This window comes from Arachnia propionica, from assembly GCF_900637725.1.
GTDB lineage: Bacteria > Actinomycetota > Actinomycetes > Propionibacteriales > Propionibacteriaceae > Arachnia > Arachnia propionica.
Genome location: NZ_LR134406.1, coordinates 2,126,846 through 2,144,175 on the forward strand (window position 1 = coordinate 2,126,846; position 17,330 = coordinate 2,144,175).

A 17,330-nucleotide genomic window follows, 5' to 3' on the forward strand; every position below is an offset into this window, starting at 1 on the left:
CGGTCACCTCTAGATTCCAAACACGGGGATCAACCCGGCCAGCGACGCGAACAGGTTGGTGATCATGAGGAAACCGACCACCACCAGGAGACCCCCGGTCACCAGGGACACCGCCACGTGGTGCCTGGCGAACCAGTCGAAACGCCGCGTGACCTCGGCCGATCCGAGGGCGACCGCGACGATGGGCAGGCCGAGACCAAGGCAATACGCGGTCATCAGGAGCATCCCCGACCACACGGTGGAGCTGACTGTGGCCAAGGTGAGGATGCCGCTGAGCACCGGGCCGATGCAGGGCGTCCACCCGGCTCCGAAGACCACCCCCATGAGTCCCGCGCGCCACACGGACGTGGTCCCGCCCGCGACGGGCAGCCGGCCCCTCACCAGCCTGTCGAGCACGGGAAGCCGCAGGAGCCCGGCGACGTGCAGCCCCATGAACACCAGCACCGCTCCCCCGAGGATCCGGGCGTGGACGGCGTGGGGACCCAGGGATCTGCCCAACAACCCCAGCGACGCCCACAAGGCGATGAACACGATGGAGAAGCCGGCGACGAAGGCCAGCGAGTTCCCGAGCGCGACGCGCCGGTCCACCCGCCCGGGTCCGGAGCCGACGAGTTGACCGACGAAGACCGGAACGATGGGTAGGAAACAGGGGGATGCGAAGGACACGATCCCCGCGAGGAGGGCCACCGGAACCGTCAGCTCCATTCTCTCAGCTCCCGGAGCTCGTGGCCGCCGTGGGAGTGGCCAAGGAGTTGAGATGGGTGGTGACCTCCTTGGCCATGTTCGAGCCCGGATCGATCTCGATCACCTTTTTCCAGGCCTCCCGGGCCCGCGCCGGGTCGGCAGGGGTGCGTGCCATGTACAGGAAGCCGAGGCTGTACCAGGGCTCCACGCGTTGCGGGGCCAGTTCGGTGATGCGCAGCCAGTGCTTCTCGGCGGCGTCGTACTGGTTGGTCTTGTACTCCGCCGCTCCGATGCCGAGGAGCGCGTCCAGGTTGTCGGGGTCCTGGTCGAGGACGGACTGCAGCTGTGGAATCACTTCTGGGTACAGGGCGGCGTTGTAGTAGAGGGTGCCCAACTTCAACCGGGCCTCGACATTGGTCGGGTCGGCCTCGATCTGGGCCTTGAGTTCGGCCTCGCGGTCCTTGTCGAGTTTCTGTGCCTGATCCATCGCGGCCAGGGAGGATGCGTTGACGGACGGGTGGTTGCTCGGCATCGCTGTGGTCGGTTCCGGTTGGGGACGCCCGGCCATCTGGACGATGACGACGAGAGCGGCCGCCAGGAGGGTAACTAGCACCAGGTTGAGGCGCGAGACCCCCGCCCGACGTTCCAGGGCCGAGACCTTGGGGGTGTCCGCCTCGGCGTCGTCCTCGTCCTCCTCACCCTCCGGCAGGAGGTCCGACGGGTCCACGCCGTCATCATCCCCGTCCTCCGGGGTCTCCTGGTGGGCCTCGTCGAACTGGGCGAGCTGTTGCTGCGCCCAGTCCTTGAGCTGGTCCGGGGCAGTGGACAGGAAGGACTCGAGGTCTTCCCTCGTGAAAGTCCTACCTTTGCTCTTCATCGCCCCGGATCAATCCCTTCTGTGTGTGGTCGGTCAGTTCTTTTTGTTGGGCATGTGCTTTTCCGGGATGGCCGGGGGCACACCGTTCTCCACCGAGACCCCGCGCAGGGCGAGCTGTCCGGAACGCGCCCAGTCGGTGGCCTGGTTGAGCATGGATACCGAGTACTGCGGAGCGTGGAAGCCGCGCCCGTTCTCGGAGAACGAGTAGTCGACGACGAACTGCGCCTTGCGCTGGTAGTCGCGGGCGAGCGTCAGCTGCTCCTCAGTGGCCGTGCCGTTGGCCTCGGCCGCCTTGATGTCGTTGATGAGCCCCTCCAGGGCCGTGAAGCTCACGTTGAGCGAACTCTGCCACGTCGTCTGGATCTTCTCGACGCGCTGGCGCATCTCGGCCTCGGTGGAGTGATGGCAGGTCAGGCACGACGCGTTGATGGTCTCGTCGTTGGCCATCGGGCTCATGATCTGGTGGTTGCTCACCTTCGCGGCACCGTTGCGCTGGTAGGCCATGTGGCAGTCGGCGCAGGTGACGCCGTTGGCGGCGTGGATGCCCTGGGACCAGGTCTCGAAGTCGGGATGCTGGGCCTTGAGGATGGGAGCACCGCTCTCCGCGTGCTTGTAGTCGGTCCAGCCGACCTCGTCGTAATAGGCCATGGCGTCGTAGGCCGTCAAGCCCTTGTCCCACGGGAAGGTCAGGGTCTTGCCCTCACCCGCGAAGTAGTACTCGACGTGACACTGCGCGCAGACGTAGGTTCGCATCTCCTGGTTGGTGGCGTCGCGGTTGACGTCGTAATCGGTGATTCCTTCCAGCGCCTTGGCCTTCTTGATCCCTTCCATGAAGGCCGGGCGGGTGATCCTCAGCTCCATGGTCTTCGGGTCGTGGCAGTCGATGCAGGCGATGGTCGACGAGGCGTGCTGGACGGCCTCCTCGTAGGACATGGAGTTCATGGCGTGGAAACCCGCCATCCGATCGCCGTTGCCGAGCTTGTCGTAGACCTCGGGCATCGAGGCGTGACAGTTGAGGCAGGTGCCGGGCTGCTTGAACTTCGGCTGGGTGCGCTGGGTGTGCTTCTGATCCTCCAGCGCCCACTCGTGGCCGCGCGGCTCGGTGTAATCCACCGAGAACGCGTAGCCGCGCCACATGAGCTGGGCCCGGGGTTCCATCTCGATGCGGGACAGGGTGTGGTATTCGCGCGGATCGTCCGCCGTGGGATCGACCTTGACGAAATCACCGTCGGTGTCCTCCGCGGTCTTCTTGTACTGCTCGTACTGAATGGGGAAGTTCTTCCCCCACACCGCCGGGTCGTAGGTGGAATCATCCAGTTCGACGACCTTGGTGAAGGGGTTCCTGGCTTCCTCCTTGTGTTGGAAGATGTTGGTGAGCAGCCACGTGAGCCCGGCAGCGACCACCGCCACGAAGAGCAGCACCACGATGGGAACCCACCTCTTGCGGGGTCCCGTCCATGTGGTGGGTTTCTTTTTCTCCACCTCGTCAGGCGTGCGCTCGACTGCCTCGGTCGTGGTGGGCTTGTCGTTGTTGTCAGTCGTGGGGCTCATCTCTCCTCACCTCTTGTGACCGACGCCGTCGTGGCAGCGGAGACAGGACATCCGCTCGCCCTTGTGCTCGGAACTGTTCTTGGCTTGATCGACGTAGTCACCGTGGCAATCGATGCAGGCGGCCTCGACGATCTCGCGATTGTGGTCGCGGATCTTGATGTTCTCGGGGTAGTTCTGGAACGTGAACTTCAGCGCGTGCCAGAAACCGTTGTCAGCCTTGTTGATGTACTTGTAAACAATGTCGTTGTGAGGGGCGTGGCAGGAATTGCAGGTTGCCACGTCGTGATGGGACCCCTTCAACCAGCCCTCGTACTGCTCGTTCATGGCGTGGCAGTTCGCGCAACTGGCGGGGTCGTCACCGAGGTACTCGGTGGACCCGGAGTAGAAGACGGTGAAGACCCCGACACCCAGGACCGCCCCGAGCAGAGCAGCCAGGGCCACACCTGTCCAGCCCGTGAAGGCACGAGTGAAGTCTTGCCATCTCGCAAGGATGAAACGCTTCATGAGTGCCTCTTCTTCGAGTGTCCCCGGTGCCGCTTCCACCGCACCACTTGGTGGGACCGAGTGATTTGGAGACACGCTAACACAAAAACTATGAGAAGCCTAGGAGTTCCGAGGGGAAACAAGCTACATAAACACAGGCAAACCTCATGAAAATAGAATAGAAATTCATATCGTTAATGCCGTCGCCGCGTGGCCGTTGCAACGATGCCTGTCAAGGAGGGATTTGCCGACGCGGCAGGGGTTGATGGCGCGGTATCGAGTGACGCCAGGCCGCTCACCACCCCGCCGCGGCGCGGGTCCACGATTTCCCCAGGCACGGGACCGGTGGATCCTCTCGGTTACCCTGAGGCCATAGGAGGTCACCATGTCACCGGTTCAGTTGCGAGGCGTCACCCTCGGTGAGGGAAGGGCGAAGGTCATAGTGCCCGTCACCGGCACCACGGTAGAGGAACTCGTCTCCCAGACCACCACGCTCGCGGGGGTGGAGTTCGACATCATCGAGTGGCGCGTGGACTTCCTAGACGTCGCCCCCTCCCCCACTGCCGTCCTCGAAGCTGCCGCCAGGATACGCGCCGCCGCCCGGGAGCGGCCCGTTCTCTTCACCTTCCGCACCCACCACGAAAGCGGGAACAAACCCATCACGTCCGAGGAGTACCGCGACCTCAACATAGCCGTCATCGACTCCGGCCTGGTGGATGCAATCGACGTCGAGCACCACTTCGAGCGGGCGGTCGGCGACGCCATCATCGCAGCCGCGAGGAACGCCGGGGTGCCGGTGGTCGGCAGCCTCCACGACTTCACGGCCACCCCATCGGCCGAGGACCTGGTCCGACACCTGGTGGAGATGCAGGAGCGGGGCTGTGCCGTCGCGAAGGCCGCGGTCATGCCCCAGAACACCGGTGACGTGCTCCAGCTGATGGAGGCCACCTGGACCATGACCAGTCAGTACCCGTCAACCCCGGTGCTGACCATGTCCATGGGTGGTCTGGGGTTGATCACCCGGCTGTCCCCCCGGGTGACGGGATCGTGCGCCACGTTCGCGATGGTGGGTCGCCCTTCCGCTCCCGGGCAGATCCCGGTGGAAGAGCTCCAGCCGATCCTGGAACTCATCGACGCAAACCTCCCTTGAGAGGCGCGCCGCTCAGGCCCGCAGCCAGTTCAGGATCATCGAACAGTAGTGATCCAGGTCGTGCTCCAGCCGCTCCGGGGCACGCATGTCGAAGTCGAACAACGTCCTGACGGTCTTCTGATTGGTGATCCTGTAATTCCCCAACGCGGTCACTGCGATGTGGAGTTCCACCCCCGAGATCCCCTCGCGGAACGCGCCCTCCGCTCGCCCGCGGGCGAGCACGGCGTCGAGCGTGCCGATGATCGGCCGGGAGAGCGTGCGCTCACTCCCGGCCAGGTGCTCCGAGTCGAGCAGGTTCTCGGTGCGCACCAAGCAGGCGAGCTGCGGGTGCACCTCGTGATACCGGATGGTGGCACGGACATAGGTGTCCACCGCCGTAACCGGATCCAGGGCCCCCAGGTTCAGATCCTGCTCATAGGCCCGGATCCGGGCGTACTCCGCGCGCAGACACGCGGAGAACAACCCAGCCTTGCTGCCAAAGCAGTAGTAGACCATCCGTTTCGTGGTCGCGGTCTCGTTGGCTATCTCGTCGACGCGAGCTCCGTGAAATCCGTTCCGGGCGAAATGATCGGTTGCCACCTCGAGAATGTTCGCCCTGGTCCGGTCCAGGTTCCGGGATGCCTCCCGGGTCGTGAGCTGAGGCTGTCGCCCCGCCATCACCCGGAGGAGGTGGCGGCCAGCAGCGCATCCAGGGCGCCGTATGCCGCCTTGGAATCAGCTTCGACCCCGGTGAACAACCGGAACGCCTCGGCCGCCTGCTCAACCGCCATCCCGGTGCCCGGGAGGATCCGGCAACCGCGCTTCTCCGCCGTCTGGAGGAGTTCGGTCATCACCGGGAGGTAGACGCAGTCGGCGACCCACATCTCGGGTCGCAGGAGTTCGGCTGGGACGCTGGATCCGGCCTCGTGTCCGGTCATCCCGCGTGTGGTGGCGTTGATCACACCGTCAGAGTTTGCCATAGTCACGGCCAGATCAGCTCCCGCCCCCGCGAGTGCGCGGCCCGGGCCGTAAATGGCGGTCATGCGTTCCACCAAGGCCGTTTCCCGTTCGGGGATGATGTCGAAGATGGTGATCGTGTTCACACCCGCGTCGAGCATGCCGTAGGCCACGGCCGAGCCCGCGCCACCGGCCCCCATCAGGACGAGGTTGTCGGCCTTGGCCCCGGGGAGGTTCCGCCTGAACGAGAAGGCGAACCCGCACCAGTCGGTGTTGTGCCCGATGGCCTTGCCATCCCGGAACACGACGGTGTTGACGGCTTGGAGGGAACGGGCGCGTTCAGAGAGGTCATCGAGAAGCGGAATGACAAGCTGCTTGCAGGGGGCGGTGATGTTCAGGCCGCTGAAACCGAACCGTCGCGCCCAGGCGAGGATGTCGGCGAGATCGTCGGGACCGATGTCCTGAACGGCCAGATCGATCGGCCGGTACGTCACGCTCATTCCCATGGCGCGTCCGATCGTCTCGTGAATGGGAGGGGTGAATGAGGCCGTGATGTTGTCGCCCACGAGTCCGAGCATGTGGGAGACGGGTTTGATTCCGTCGTACATGGTTCTTCTTCCTTGAAGATCGGGTTTGGGTTTTGGATGATGCGCCGTGACGGCAGGGCCGTCAGGCTGGGATGGTGGCCCTGGCGGCCGCCAGACACCGGGTGGCGTACTCCGTGTCCCCGAGGGTGCGCAGTCGCGCCAGGTTGGGCTGCTCGATGGCCAGGACCGCATCGGCCGGAAGCGCGGCCACCAGGGCAGGGATCGGGGCATCGCCCTCACCGACATAGAGTCGACGTTCGCGAACCTCCACCCGGAGCGCCTCCGAGTCGGGCGGGGTCTCGCTTGAGCAGTCGCACAGGTGCAGCATGGGCAACCACTGCGGGGGTAGGGCCGCGATGTCCTTCAACGAGGCCCCAGCGCGCATCCAGTGGTAGACATCGATCAGGATGCCCAGATTCGGCGCCCCAACCTCCCTGACCAGCCGGGACATCTGTTCAGGGGTCTGGATTGCGGAAAGGGCCACGAACTCGGCTACCACTCTGAGGCCGAACCGGCCGGCCAGTTCGGCGACACGACCCAGGCCGTCCACCTGCTCCCCCAGGTCCTCGGTCCAGACGCTCGCCAGCAGCGTGGTCGCCCCGAGCTCCGCCCCCACTTCGAGGGCGGGCAGGTAGCTGTCGTAGTCGATACCGGCCATCACCCGGGCGAGTTCGATGTCCCAGACCCTGACCCCCGTTTCAGCCAGCGCGACGCGGCACGCCTCCAGGAGGTCCCGGTCGTGCGGCAGGTCGAGGCGAGGTTCGCTCGGCAGGCCCATCGGGATCGGTCTCAGGCCCACGTACTCGTATCCCGCCGCGACGGCGACGTAAACCTGGGCCGAGGGTTCGAGATCGCCCACCGTGAGATAGGCGAGTGAGTAGTGATGTGACATGTCCTTTCCTTCTCGATCGGATCCTCAGGTACTCACGTGGCCCTTGACGCCATCCGGGCTGTAGATGTCGAGGATGTTCCAGTGACCGCCCGTCGGGGTGGGGATGTTCCGCATGGGAACGTCGATCAGGTAGGGCTCCCCCGAGGCCAGGGCCTCGTCGAGGGCAACCCCGAAATCCTCGGGCGAGGTGACCTTCCTGGCCCGGATCCCGTACGCAGCCGCGATGGCGGAGTAGTCCAACCACATGTCGTCGTCCTCAGACTCGAATACGGTGCCGAACGTCGTGCCGTAGTTGGCCTTCTCGAGGCCGGCGATGGTCCCGTAGGCGTTGTTGTTCATCACAACCCACACCACCGGGATCCGCTCGCGGCGGGCGGTGGCCAGCACCGCCGGGTTCTGGCCGAAACCTCCGTCGCCGACGAGGGCGATGACCCGGCGGCCGGGAGCGGCCAGCTGCACCCCCAGGGCCGCAGGGGAACCAAATCCCATGGTCGCGAAACCGCCGGGGGTTATGAACGTTCCGGGCACCGAGATGTCGTACTGCTGCGCGAGGCCGTTCTTGTTCCAGCCCACGTCGGTGACCACGAAGGAGTCCGCCGGAATGTGGTCGTGGAGGTCCTTCAGGATCCGGGCCGGGTTCATGGGGAACTCCCCGGAGGTCTGGTTCGCCACCAGTGCCTCCTTGCGGGCGGCGCGCTCGGCCAGGATGGTCCCGGTCACGCCCTCCCGCACAACTCCTCGGGGATACAACCTCCGGGCGGCCTCGAGGAGCGTTGTGAGGGCGGATTTCAGGTCCGCCACCGCCCCGATCTCGACCGGGTAGTTGCGCCCGATCTGTTCGGGATCAATGTCGATCTGGATGAGTTTCGTGGGCGGCATCCTGAAGGTGAAGTCCTCGTACCAGGACGACGAGTCAGCCTCCGCGAAGCGGGTTCCGAGCCCCAGGATCCAGTCGGCTCCACGACACATCTGGTTCGTGAACGGCATCCCCCAGAACCCGGACATTCCGAGTACGTGCGGGTTGTCGTCCGAGACCGCTCCCTTGCCCATGAGGCTGTGCGCCACGGGCAGGTCCAGCAGGTCCACCAGGGTCGTCAGTTCCTCCGAGGCGCAGGCCGACAGGACCCCGCCCCCTGCGTAGACCAGCGGGTGTTCGGCGGCGGCCAGGCTGGTGACGATCCGCTCCGCGGTGGCCACGTCGAGCGCGGGCGGGGCGTAGTCGATGTGGTTGGCCAGCGCGCGATCGACCAGGGCGGCCTCGATCGGGAGGCTGAAGAGGTCCATGGGGACGTCGACGAGGACGGGGCCGGGACGTCCCGACTCCGCAATGACGAAGGCCCGGTCCAGGATCTCGGGGAGAAGCTCGGCACGCTCAACCCGGAACGCCCGTTTCACGAATGGCCGGTAGATCTGCCACTGGTCGGCGTCGGCGTGATGGTTCACCTCCTGGTGGGGGTGTTTGCCGAAGTAGTGAGTGGGTACGTCACCTGCGATCACGACCACAGGTATGGAATCCAGGGCGGCGTTGGCCACCCCGGTGGCGGCGTTGGTCAGGCCCGGCCCGAGGTGGGTCAGCACCACCGAGGCGCGGTGGGTCACCCTGGCGTAGCCGTCGGCGGCGTGGGACGCGATCTGTTCGTGGCGGACGTTGACGAACTCGATTCGTTCGCTCCCGGAGAGAGCCTCCAGCATCGCGATGACGGTGTGACCACACAGGCCGAACACCTTAGTGACTCCCCGTCCTTCCAGGTAACGGACGATCTCGTGGGCGGCAAGGACGGTCATGGGCTCTCCTCGGTGGGCTCGTTGGTCCGGGTGACGGTGAGGTCCCGGCGTGGCGGGCCGTCGTAGGTGTAATTCAGGAACTTGGCCTGTGGCCCCTTGATCCGTCCCCCCTGCTGCATCTGCTCCCAGGCGTGGGCCAGGATCCCGACGGAACGGGACAGGATGAACACCCCACGCCCGAGTTCGGGGGCCAGGCCGAGTTCGCAGTGGATGACGGCCGTGGCGCCGTCGACGTTCATGGGGATCCGGCGAACCCTCCCCTTCGAGAGGGTGTCCTCCAGCACGGTGCCGATGGTGGCGAAACGGCCGGACACGTCCCCGGTCGCGGCCGCTTCACGAACCATGCCGAGCAGCCTGGGGGCGCGTGGGTCGAGGGGATGGAAACGGTGCCCGAATCCCGGGAAATACTTCAACCCCGATGCCTTGCGGCGGGCCACCACCTCGGCGGTGGCCGACTCGAGGTCGCCACCGGCTCCGGCGAGCGCATTGATCTCGTAGTAGATCTCCATGCACTGCTCCCCCGGGCCACCGTGGATGTCGTCCAGGACGTTGATGGCCGAGGCCATCGCCCCGTTCAGGCTGGGGCCACAGGTGGCCGCCATGCGCGAGATCGCGATGGAGGGGGCCTGCGGGCCATGGTCGACGCCCGCCACGAGGGCGGCTTCCAGCAGGGTCGCCTGCGGTTCCGTCGGGAGTTCCCCCATGAGCATGAGCCAGATCATCTGGGGAAACGTGACGTTCCCGATGAGTTGTTCGATGGGATAGCCCCGGACAGCGATCTCGCCTGGGTGGATGTCGATGATGGAGGTGGTCCACCACCGCCGGGCCTCGTCAAGCAGCTCTCCTGCGCTGCGTTCCTCGGTCATGACCGGGCCTCAGCTCACCGTGACCGCGGCGTCGGTGGGCTTGGCCTCCCCGTCGGGTTCCATCGCGGGGTCGTAGAAATCGCCGAAGAGTTCCGCATCCGAGGGGCGGTCGACCGGGATCTTCCGCGACACCCAGGTGGTGTTCATGTAGTGCTTGAGGGAAACGTTCTCGCTGATGATGTTGCCGCCCCAGGTGCCGCATCCCATGGAGGAGGTCATCGGCATCCCGTTGTTGAATGCACCCGCGTTGGCCCGGGAGTTGGGCTGGTTGACCATGATCCTGGACACCGGCATCATCCGGCCGAAGTAGTCGATGTGGGCGTCGTCGGTTGAGGCTATGCCGCAGCTGTGGCCCTTGCCCCCGACCTCGTAGAGCTGGAGGGCGAGGTCGACGCCGTCCTCGAAGGTGCCGTCGTAGGCGTGGACCGCGAGCAGTGTGGTGAGCTTCTCCTTGCAGAAGTTGTGTTCCTCACCGATGCCGTCGCCCTCGACGAAGATGAACTTCGCCTCGTCCGGGATGGTGAAGCCCGCGGCCTCGGCGAGCTTCTGCGGGGAGATGGCGACGGTGTCCGCCAGGCGATGCCCCTCGGTATCCCACATCACCGATTCGAGCCTGGCCCGTTCCTCCTCCGATGCGCGGTAACCACCGACCTCCGCGAGGGCGTCGAGCATGTCGCCGTACCTGCCGCGCGGCACCAGCACGTTGCCGTCCGCGGAACAGCCCGAACCGAAGTCGGAGGTCTTCGACAGCATGCAGTTGGTGGCCGTGGCCTTGATGTCGGCGGTCTCGTCGAGGAACTCGGTGGCGTTGCCGGCCCCGACCCCGTAGGCGGGTTTGCCCGAGCTGTAGGCCTGGCGGACCAGGGCCTGGCCGCCCGTGGCGATCACGAGGTCGGAGCGTCGCATGAGTTCCTGGCTCACCAGCAGGCTCGGCCGGGTGATGCACTGGAGGATGTCGGCGGGCGCGCCCTCGGCCTCCAGGGCATCACGCATGAGGCGCACGGTCTCGAAAGTGGTGTCCTTGCTCCGCGGGTGCGGGGAGAATATGACGACGTCGCGGGCCTTGATGGCGTAGATCGCGTTGCCGGCCGGGGTCAGGTCGGGGTTGGTCGTGGGAACGATGCAGCCGATGAGACCCGCCGGTTTCCCGTACTTGACGATTCCTCGCCCCGGGTCCTCCTCGATGACGCCGACGCTGGGCTGGCGCAGGGCGTCGCGGAGAACACCGCGGATCTTCATGCGTTTGTTCATCCGCGACGTGTAGTCCCCCAGGCCCGATTCCTCGATGCCCATCTTCACCAGCCGATGGAAGGTGGTCGTGTTGGCCACGGCCCAGGCCACTGCCTGGCAGAGCCGGTCCACCCGGTCCTGGTCGTAGGTCTCGATCACGCGCTGCGCGACGCGGGCCCGGGCGAACAGGTCGTCAAGTTCCTGAACCTGCTCCGGGGTCATCTCCTTGCGGATCTTCTCTTGAACCACGATGTCGCCTTTCTACGTGGCCGCTGTGGCCCACCAGGGCCTACGTTGGCCACAACTTATGTACTGGTCGGTACACAAAGGATACTCCCAGCCCGATTCCATGTACAGATCCTGCTGCAAGATTTATGTACCAAATGGTGAAAACACCCTTTACTCCGGGATCAAGATGACCTACGGTTGGACCAGGAACGACGATGTTTCCCGACCCTCGCACCAACGTGCCGGGCCGAGATCCCTGGAGTTCGGACATGGCTCAATCGCAGACAACAAGAACCACCGCAGCCGGAGCCGGGCTGATCGGCACACGGCCCCGGGATGTTGCGGTCAAGGAGGAGCGCAGGCGGACCGATCCTCTCGGCACCCCGCGCGGCGGTGTCCTCTGCGCCCGCTTCCCCGGGTGATCCCCGCTCCGGCCTCCCCGTCCCCGTACCGCCCCAGCAAAGGTAGAAACCCATGGCAACTTCCACCGCAGCCCCCGACGAACTCGCTGACGCGCCGAAGCGTCAACCAAAGAAATCCGCGATCGCCGCACTGGTCGGCAGCGCCCTCGAGTATTACGACTTCTTCATCTACGCCAGCGCCTCGGCCCTGGTGTTCAACCGGCTCTTCTTCGACCCGAGCAACCCGGCCGTGGCCACGCTGCTGTCCCTGGCCACCTTCGGGGTCGCCTACGTGGCCCGCCCCGTCGGGGCCTTCGTGCTGGGTCGCTGGGGCGATCTGAAGGGTCGCCGCGTCGTCATGGTCTTCACGTTGTTCCTCATGGGGATCGCGACATTCGCCATCGGTTGTCTTCCCACCTACGACCAGATCGGCGTCACGGCCCCCGTCCTGCTGGTCACGTGCCGCCTGGCGCAAGGTTTCTCGGCCGGCGGCGAACAGTCGAGCGCCAATTCGATGTCGCTGGAGCACGCCCCCGACAACCGCCGTTCGTTCACCACCGGCTGGACGATGTTCGGGACCCAACTCGGCCAGGTCATAGCCGCGGGCGTGTTCATCCCGATGGCCGCCATCGGCGAGGAGTTCTTCATGTCCGTCGGCTGGCGGATCCCGTTCTGGCTGTCCGCCCTCGTCGTGCTCGTCGGCTGGCTGATCCGACGCACCCTGGAGGAGCCGCCGCAGTTCCAGGCCCAGGCAGCCGAGGCCGGGCCAAGGGTCAAGCGCGATCCCATGCGCATCCTGATCACGCGCTACTGGGGCCCGCTCGTCGCGGTGACGATCCTGGCTCTCCACAACTTCGAGACCACCATCTTCTCCGTGTGGGCGCTGAGCTACGGCAAGGCGCAGGGCATCGCCGAGGCCCACATGCTGTCCCAAACGGTGCTCGTGCAGCTGTCCGCCCTGGCGGCCATTCCGTTGTGGACCCTTCTCGCGGACAAGCTCGGACGCAAGAAGATCTACATCGGTGGCTACATCGTGGTCGCCGTACTGCTCTGGTTCTACATGACCCAGCTCCACGACGCCAACGTCATCGGCGTCTACCTGCTCGGTTTCGTGATGCAGGGCATTTTCTACTCGGCCGTCAACGGCGTGTGGCCCGCCTTCTACGGCGAGCAGTTCCCGACGAAGGTTCGGCTGTCCGGCACCTCGCTCGGCACCCAGATCGGCTTCACGATCACCGGCTTCGCCCCCACCATCGCGGCCGCCCTCGTCATCGGGGACGCCACCGACTTCACACCCGTCTACCTGCTCACCATCGCAGTCATGGCCGCCGTCCTGCTCACCGCGGCGTTCGGCACCAGGGAGACCGCCTTCAAGTCGCTCGACCAACTCGACGAGGAGGCCGACGAGGCCGAGGTCACCAAGTACGGACATTCCCTCTGAACGAACCCCACCTCCGAACAAAGGAAAGGACATGTCAAGAAAAAAGGAGACTCAGTTCGATCTCATCGTGTTGGGAACCGGTGCCGCCGGGTTGAGCACCGCCCTGACCGCAAGCAACGAGGGTCTCAAGGTGCTCCTGCTGGAGAAAACCGACCGCTTCGGCGGCACCACTTGCCGCTCGGCGGGAACGTGCTGGATTCCCGGCAGCCGGTACGTCGAGGAGGCAGGGATCACCAACGACCTGGCCAAGGCCGAGACCTATCTCGACGCCCTGGTGGGTGACAAGGGACCCAAGGAGATGTGGATGACCTACATCCAGACCGGGCCCCGGATGATCGACTACATGGAGAGGCTGGGGATCAAGTGGATCCCCTTCCCGGGTTTCGTCGACTACTACCCGGAGCTCGAGGGCTCCGGCAGGGGATACCGGGCCCTCGAACCCGAGCCGTTCAACGGCAAGACGCTCGGCAAAATCGATTTCTCCCACCTGCGGGGCCCGCTGCCGGAGTTCGCCCTGTTCGGGGGCTCGCTCATGGTTCGCCGTACTGAGGTCACGAAACTGCTGCACCTGTTCGACGGACAGGACCTGCGCGAACGCGCCCAGGCGGTCGGCACCGCCCTCCGCCTCGGCATCGCATGGGTCTGGGATCTGTTGTGGGGTTGGCCTCGCGGCACCCGCGTGGTCATGGGCAACGCGCTCATCGGACGTCTCTACCGCGAGTACAAGAAACACGGTGGCACGATGTGGCTGAACGCCGTCACGCAGCGCCTCACGATCGAGGACGGCCGGGTCACCGGCGCCGTCGTCGAGTACCAGGGGATTCCTCGCGAGCTCAAGGCCCGGAAGGGCGTGGTCCTGGCGGCCGGTGGTTTCCCGGCTTCCCCCACCCGGCGCAACCAGTACCTGCGCAAGCCGGCCGCCCAGTACACGGCTGCGGCCGGGGGCAGCACGGGAGACACCTTCGCCCTGGCCGAGTCGGCCGGCGGCACCATCGGCCCCGAGGACGAGAACGGGGCGCTGTGGTTCCCGTCGTCGGTGGGCTACCGGCCCGACGGCTCCCAGGCCGTGTTCCCGCACATCTGGGATCGCGCGAAGCCGGGCATGATCGCCGTGAACGCGGCGGGCGAGCGCTTCACGGACGAGGCGCGCTCGTACAACCACTTCGTGCGCGGCATGTACGAGTCCGACGAGGCAGGGGTCCCGACCGTTCCCGCCTGGCTGGTCGCCGACCACGACCACATGAAGCGGTACGGCCTCGGCATGATCTATCCCGGTCTGCCCATCTCGCGCCACTGGTTCGACAGCGGCTACCTGTTCAAGGCCAGGACGCTGGCGGAGCTGGCGGTGAGGATCGGCGTGGATCCCCGGGGACTGGAGGAGACCGTCCGGAAGTTCAACGCCGACTGCGCCCTGGGCAGGGACAGCCTCTTCGGGAAGGGGGAGAGCGAGTACAGCCCCCAGTACGGGGACCCGCAGGCCACACCGAACGTCAACCTCGGACCGTTGAAAACGGCGCCGTTCTACGCCATGGCGGTCTACCCCACCCCCCTGTCGACCGGGCGCGGCATCCTGATCAACCCGGATGGTCAGGTCCTGGACACCGATTCCCGGCCCATTGAGGGCCTGTACGCCGCCGGTTCGGACGCCCAGCAGGTGTTCGGCATCCAGTACCCGGGCGGCGGCTGCCAAGTGGGTTCCGGCATGGTGTTCGGCTACCGGATCGGGAAGCACGCGGCGGGCCGGGAGGCCTGAGATGGCCGCCAGGAAGCTGGGCGTCTCGGCCCTCACCGTGCTCGACGTCCCACCGCCCGACGCCGTAGTGGCGGCGGCGGAGGCCGGTTTTGACGCCATCGGACTGCGGGTCTTCCCGGCCGGGGACGAACCCGCCTGGCCCCTGATCGGTGACACCCCCATGGTGCGCGAGACCCTGCGGCGTCTTGATGACACGGGCATCGCCCCGTGGGATGTCGAGGTGCTCAGGATCCGTCCGGACAAGGAAATCTCCGAACACCTGTCGGTCCTCGACGCGGGGGCTCGGCTCAAGGCCCGGTACGTGCTGGTCAACGTCAACGACCCCGATCCCGGCAGGCGCCTGGAGCGCTTGAACGTCGTCGCCGCCGCGGCGGGGGAACGGGACCTGACACTGGCCGTCGAGTACATGGTTTTCACCGAGATCCGCACCCTCGGCGATGCCCTGGACCTGGTGGGACTCATCGAGGGGCCGGCGGTGGTGCTCCCGGACTCGCTCCACGCCGCCCGCTCGGGCGGCACCGCGGCCGAGCTGTCCCGGGTTCCCGCGGAGCGAATCGCCTACGCACAGCTCTGCGACACCATCACGTCGCCGGAACCTGTCAGCCCCGAGGATGCGCTCGCCGAGGCCAGGACGGGCCGCCGGTTCCCCGGCGACGGGGACCTGGCCCTCGCGGAGTTCACCCGGGCCCTGCCCGCCGGGACCCCGCTGTCGGTGGAGGCCCCCGTGCGGGATGTTCCCCTGGCCAAGCGGTGCATGAGCGCACGGGCGTCTCTCGTCCGTGTGCTCGCTGAGGCCGGCGCGGGGTGATGCACTAGGCTCCTGCCGTGGAAAACCATTCGGTCCGCGATCTCCCCACGATCGGGCGGCTGCCATGAACGCAATCGCCCTGATCGGGTTGTCGGGTTCCGGTAAGTCGACGGTCGGGCCGCTCCTCGCGGAGCGGCTCGGCCTGCCGCACCTCGATGTCGACCTCGTCCTGGAGCAACGGGAAGGGCGAACCATCCGGGAGATCTTCGACACCGACGGGGAACCGTATTTCCGGGCGCTGGAGCGTGAGATCACGATCGAGCTCCTGGCGGCGCCGGGGGTTCTCAGCCTCGGGGGAGGCGCCCCGATGACCCGGGCGATCGCGGACGCCCTCGACGGCCATCCAGTCGTCTGGCTGCGGGTGGAGCCCGAAAGCTCTGCCCAGCGGATCGGACGCGACGAGGGCCGCCCGCTCCTTGCAGGGCAGGACGCCGTGGTCCGGTTGCGGAAGATGCTCTCCGAACGCGCCCCGACGTATGCGCGGCTGGCGAGTCTCGCAGTGGACACCGACCACGCCTCCGTGGACTCGGTGGTCGATGCGGTAGCCGCCCACGTCGCATCGTTCGAGCCAGGACGCTACATAGGTGAGGTGATCCCGGTCACCGCGGACAAACCGTACGAGGTCCGGGTGGGGCGCGGGGTGTCCTTCGAGCTCTCCCAGGCGCTCGGCCCCCGCTCGCGAGTGGCCATCATCCACACCGCTTCCCTGACCCGGGAGGCCAGGAGACTCGGGAGCACCCTCGACTCGGACGTGGTTTTCATCGAGGTCCCCGCCGGACGCGAGGCCAAACGTCCGCAGACGCTGACGATGGCTTGGCGGAGGCTCTCCAGGGCGGGCCTCACCCGGGACGACGCGGTGGTCGGTTTCGGCGAGGGACCGACTATCGAGCTGGCGGGCTTCGTCGCCGCGACCTGGCTCAGGGGCATCGACTTCGTCAGCGTGCCGACGACCCTGCTCGCGATGGTGGACACCGCCATCGGCGGAAAGACGGGGATCGACATCGGATCGGGTGGGGATGTTGCGGGCGCATTCTGGGAGCCGGCGGCGGCGCTCTGTGACATGGATCACCTCACGGACCTGGGGCCGGAGTCGCTCCGAGGCGGCATGGCCGAAATGGCCAAGCACGGCTTCGTGGCCGATCCACGGACCCTTCACCTACTGGAGACCCGGACGCAGCGGATGTTCGACCCGGAGAGCCAAGAACTGGCCGAGGCGGTGGCACGGTCCATCCGGATCAAGACCTCCATCGTGAGCAAGGACCTGCGCGAGTCCCGTTCGGAGGGCACGCGGGTGGGCCGCGAACTGCTCAACTACGGACACACCCTAGGGCGCGCCGTCGAACGCCACTCCGGATGGGGGCACGGGGAGGCGGTCAGTGTCGGGATCATCTACGCGGCCACCCTGTCGCGCCTGCTGGGCCACTCCTCCCGGGCCTTCGCAGAACGGCAACAAACCCTGCTGGAACGGCTCGGGTTGCCCACCCGCTACCGCGGTGATGTCTGGCCGGCACTTCGGCGGGCGATGAACAAGGACAAGAAGACCCACGGCACCGCCCTCCGGTTCGTGCTTCTCGAAGACGTGGCGAAACCCCGGATCGAGGTGGCGCCCCCCGAGGACGTGCTCAGGGCTGCCTACGGGGAGGTTTCCGACTGATTCC

General features: G+C 66.3%; 15 protein-coding genes. 5 read left to right on the top strand and 10 right to left on the bottom strand.

The features are described from left to right. Positions 1-9: 9 nt before the first annotated feature. The 4 genes from EL272_RS09360 to nrfH are packed head-to-tail and all read right to left on the bottom strand — an operon-like array spanning position 10 to position 3,616. On the bottom strand, positions 10-705 hold the full coding sequence (locus tag EL272_RS09360) for a cytochrome c biogenesis CcdA family protein (protein WP_061786807.1): 696 nt from the start codon (positions 703-705) through the stop codon (positions 10-12). A 4-nt stretch (positions 706-709) separates the two neighbouring features. Further along, positions 710-1,561 carry a tetratricopeptide repeat protein gene (locus EL272_RS09365; RefSeq protein WP_014846957.1) on the bottom strand — a complete coding sequence of 284 codons (852 nt, stop codon included), beginning with the start codon at positions 1,559-1,561 and terminating at the stop codon, positions 710-712. 33 nt (positions 1,562-1,594) lie between these two features. After that, the gene (locus tag EL272_RS09370; protein ID WP_014846958.1) at positions 1,595-3,112 is read right to left on the bottom strand and encodes an ammonia-forming cytochrome c nitrite reductase subunit c552; all 1,518 of its coding nucleotides are present in this window, start codon (positions 3,110-3,112) and stop codon (positions 1,595-1,597) included. Between the two features lie 6 nt (positions 3,113-3,118). Then, a complete protein-coding gene (gene nrfH, locus EL272_RS09375) occupies positions 3,119-3,616 on the bottom strand; it encodes a cytochrome c nitrite reductase small subunit (protein ID WP_041696525.1) in 498 nt (165 codons plus the stop codon). Positions 3,617-3,980: 364 nt separating this feature from the next. Here nrfH and aroD point away from each other — a divergent pair, with 364 nt between their 5' ends. Then, the gene (gene aroD / locus EL272_RS09380) at positions 3,981-4,745 is read left to right on the top strand and encodes a type I 3-dehydroquinate dehydratase (protein WP_014846961.1); all 765 of its coding nucleotides are present in this window, start codon (positions 3,981-3,983) and stop codon (positions 4,743-4,745) included. 12 nt (positions 4,746-4,757) lie between these two features. Here aroD and EL272_RS09385 read toward each other — a convergent pair whose 3' ends face one another. From EL272_RS09385 to EL272_RS09410, 6 genes are all read right to left on the bottom strand, one after another. After that, on the bottom strand, positions 4,758-5,324 hold the full coding sequence (locus EL272_RS09385) for a TetR/AcrR family transcriptional regulator (RefSeq protein ID WP_157682473.1): 567 nt from the start codon (positions 5,322-5,324) through the stop codon (positions 4,758-4,760). A gap of 77 nt (positions 5,325-5,401) precedes the next feature. After that, the gene (locus EL272_RS09390) at positions 5,402-6,289 is read right to left on the bottom strand and encodes a shikimate dehydrogenase (RefSeq protein ID WP_061786806.1); all 888 of its coding nucleotides are present in this window, start codon (positions 6,287-6,289) and stop codon (positions 5,402-5,404) included. A 61-nt stretch (positions 6,290-6,350) separates the two neighbouring features. Next, positions 6,351-7,160: a sugar phosphate isomerase/epimerase family protein gene (locus EL272_RS09395; RefSeq protein ID WP_061786805.1), complete on the bottom strand. Its 810-nt coding sequence runs from the start codon at positions 7,158-7,160 to the stop codon at positions 6,351-6,353. Positions 7,161-7,184: 24 nt separating this feature from the next. Further along, positions 7,185-8,945, bottom strand: coding sequence for a thiamine pyrophosphate-binding protein (locus EL272_RS09400; RefSeq protein WP_014846965.1), 1,761 nt, complete (start codon positions 8,943-8,945; stop codon positions 7,185-7,187). Further along, a complete protein-coding gene (locus EL272_RS09405; RefSeq protein ID WP_014846966.1) occupies positions 8,942-9,811 on the bottom strand; it encodes a citryl-CoA lyase in 870 nt (289 codons plus the stop codon). The genes EL272_RS09400 and EL272_RS09405 overlap by 4 nt, the downstream gene beginning before the upstream one ends. A 9-nt stretch (positions 9,812-9,820) precedes the next feature. After that, a complete protein-coding gene (locus EL272_RS09410; RefSeq protein ID WP_197720251.1) occupies positions 9,821-11,290 on the bottom strand; it encodes an aldehyde dehydrogenase family protein in 1,470 nt (489 codons plus the stop codon). A 453-nt stretch (positions 11,291-11,743) separates the two neighbouring features. Here EL272_RS09410 and EL272_RS09415 point away from each other — a divergent pair, with 453 nt between their 5' ends. The 4 genes from EL272_RS09415 to EL272_RS09430 all read left to right on the top strand — a co-directional run bounded on the left by EL272_RS09415 (position 11,744) and on the right by EL272_RS09430 (position 17,326). Continuing rightward, positions 11,744-13,111, top strand: a complete 1,368-nt coding sequence (locus EL272_RS09415; protein WP_061786804.1) for an MFS transporter — start codon at positions 11,744-11,746, stop codon at positions 13,109-13,111. Between the two features lie 31 nt (positions 13,112-13,142). Beyond that, positions 13,143-14,864 carry an FAD-dependent oxidoreductase gene (locus EL272_RS09420; RefSeq protein ID WP_061786803.1) on the top strand — a complete coding sequence of 574 codons (1,722 nt, stop codon included), beginning with the start codon at positions 13,143-13,145 and terminating at the stop codon, positions 14,862-14,864. 1 nt (position 14,865) lies between these two features. Continuing rightward, a complete protein-coding gene (locus tag EL272_RS09425; RefSeq protein WP_061786802.1) occupies positions 14,866-15,672 on the top strand; it encodes a sugar phosphate isomerase/epimerase family protein in 807 nt (268 codons plus the stop codon). 64 nt (positions 15,673-15,736) lie between these two features. Further along, positions 15,737-17,326 (top strand): bifunctional shikimate kinase/3-dehydroquinate synthase, encoded by a 1,590-nt coding sequence (locus EL272_RS09430; protein ID WP_061786801.1) that lies wholly within the window; start codon positions 15,737-15,739, stop codon positions 17,324-17,326. Positions 17,327-17,330: the final 4 nt, after the last annotated feature.

Excerpts from the sequence above, each read along its gene's own strand:
- EL272_RS09360 (WP_061786807.1), bottom strand. The coding sequence starts at position 705 with ATGGAGCTGACGGTTCCGGTGGCCCTCCTCGCGGGGATCGTGTCCTTC.
- EL272_RS09365 (WP_014846957.1), bottom strand. The coding sequence starts at position 1,561 with ATGAAGAGCAAAGGTAGGACTTTCACGAGGGAAGACCTCGAGTCCTTC.
- EL272_RS09370 (WP_014846958.1), bottom strand. The coding sequence starts at position 3,112 with ATGAGCCCCACGACTGACAACAACGACAAGCCCACCACGACCGAGGCA.
- nrfH (WP_041696525.1), bottom strand. The coding sequence starts at position 3,616 with ATGAAGCGTTTCATCCTTGCGAGATGGCAAGACTTCACTCGTGCCTTC.
- aroD (WP_014846961.1), top strand. The coding sequence starts at position 3,981 with ATGTCACCGGTTCAGTTGCGAGGCGTCACCCTCGGTGAGGGAAGGGCG.
- EL272_RS09390 (WP_061786806.1), bottom strand. The coding sequence starts at position 6,289 with ATGTACGACGGAATCAAACCCGTCTCCCACATGCTCGGACTCGTGGGC.
- EL272_RS09395 (WP_061786805.1), bottom strand. The coding sequence starts at position 7,160 with ATGTCACATCACTACTCACTCGCCTATCTCACGGTGGGCGATCTCGAA.
- EL272_RS09400 (WP_014846965.1), bottom strand. The coding sequence starts at position 8,945 with ATGACCGTCCTTGCCGCCCACGAGATCGTCCGTTACCTGGAAGGACGG.
- EL272_RS09405 (WP_014846966.1), bottom strand. The coding sequence starts at position 9,811 with ATGACCGAGGAACGCAGCGCAGGAGAGCTGCTTGACGAGGCCCGGCGG.
- EL272_RS09415 (WP_061786804.1), top strand. The coding sequence starts at position 11,744 with ATGGCAACTTCCACCGCAGCCCCCGACGAACTCGCTGACGCGCCGAAG.
- EL272_RS09420 (WP_061786803.1), top strand. The coding sequence starts at position 13,143 with ATGTCAAGAAAAAAGGAGACTCAGTTCGATCTCATCGTGTTGGGAACC.
- EL272_RS09425 (WP_061786802.1), top strand. The coding sequence starts at position 14,866 with ATGGCCGCCAGGAAGCTGGGCGTCTCGGCCCTCACCGTGCTCGACGTC.
- EL272_RS09430 (WP_061786801.1), top strand. The coding sequence starts at position 15,737 with ATGAACGCAATCGCCCTGATCGGGTTGTCGGGTTCCGGTAAGTCGACG.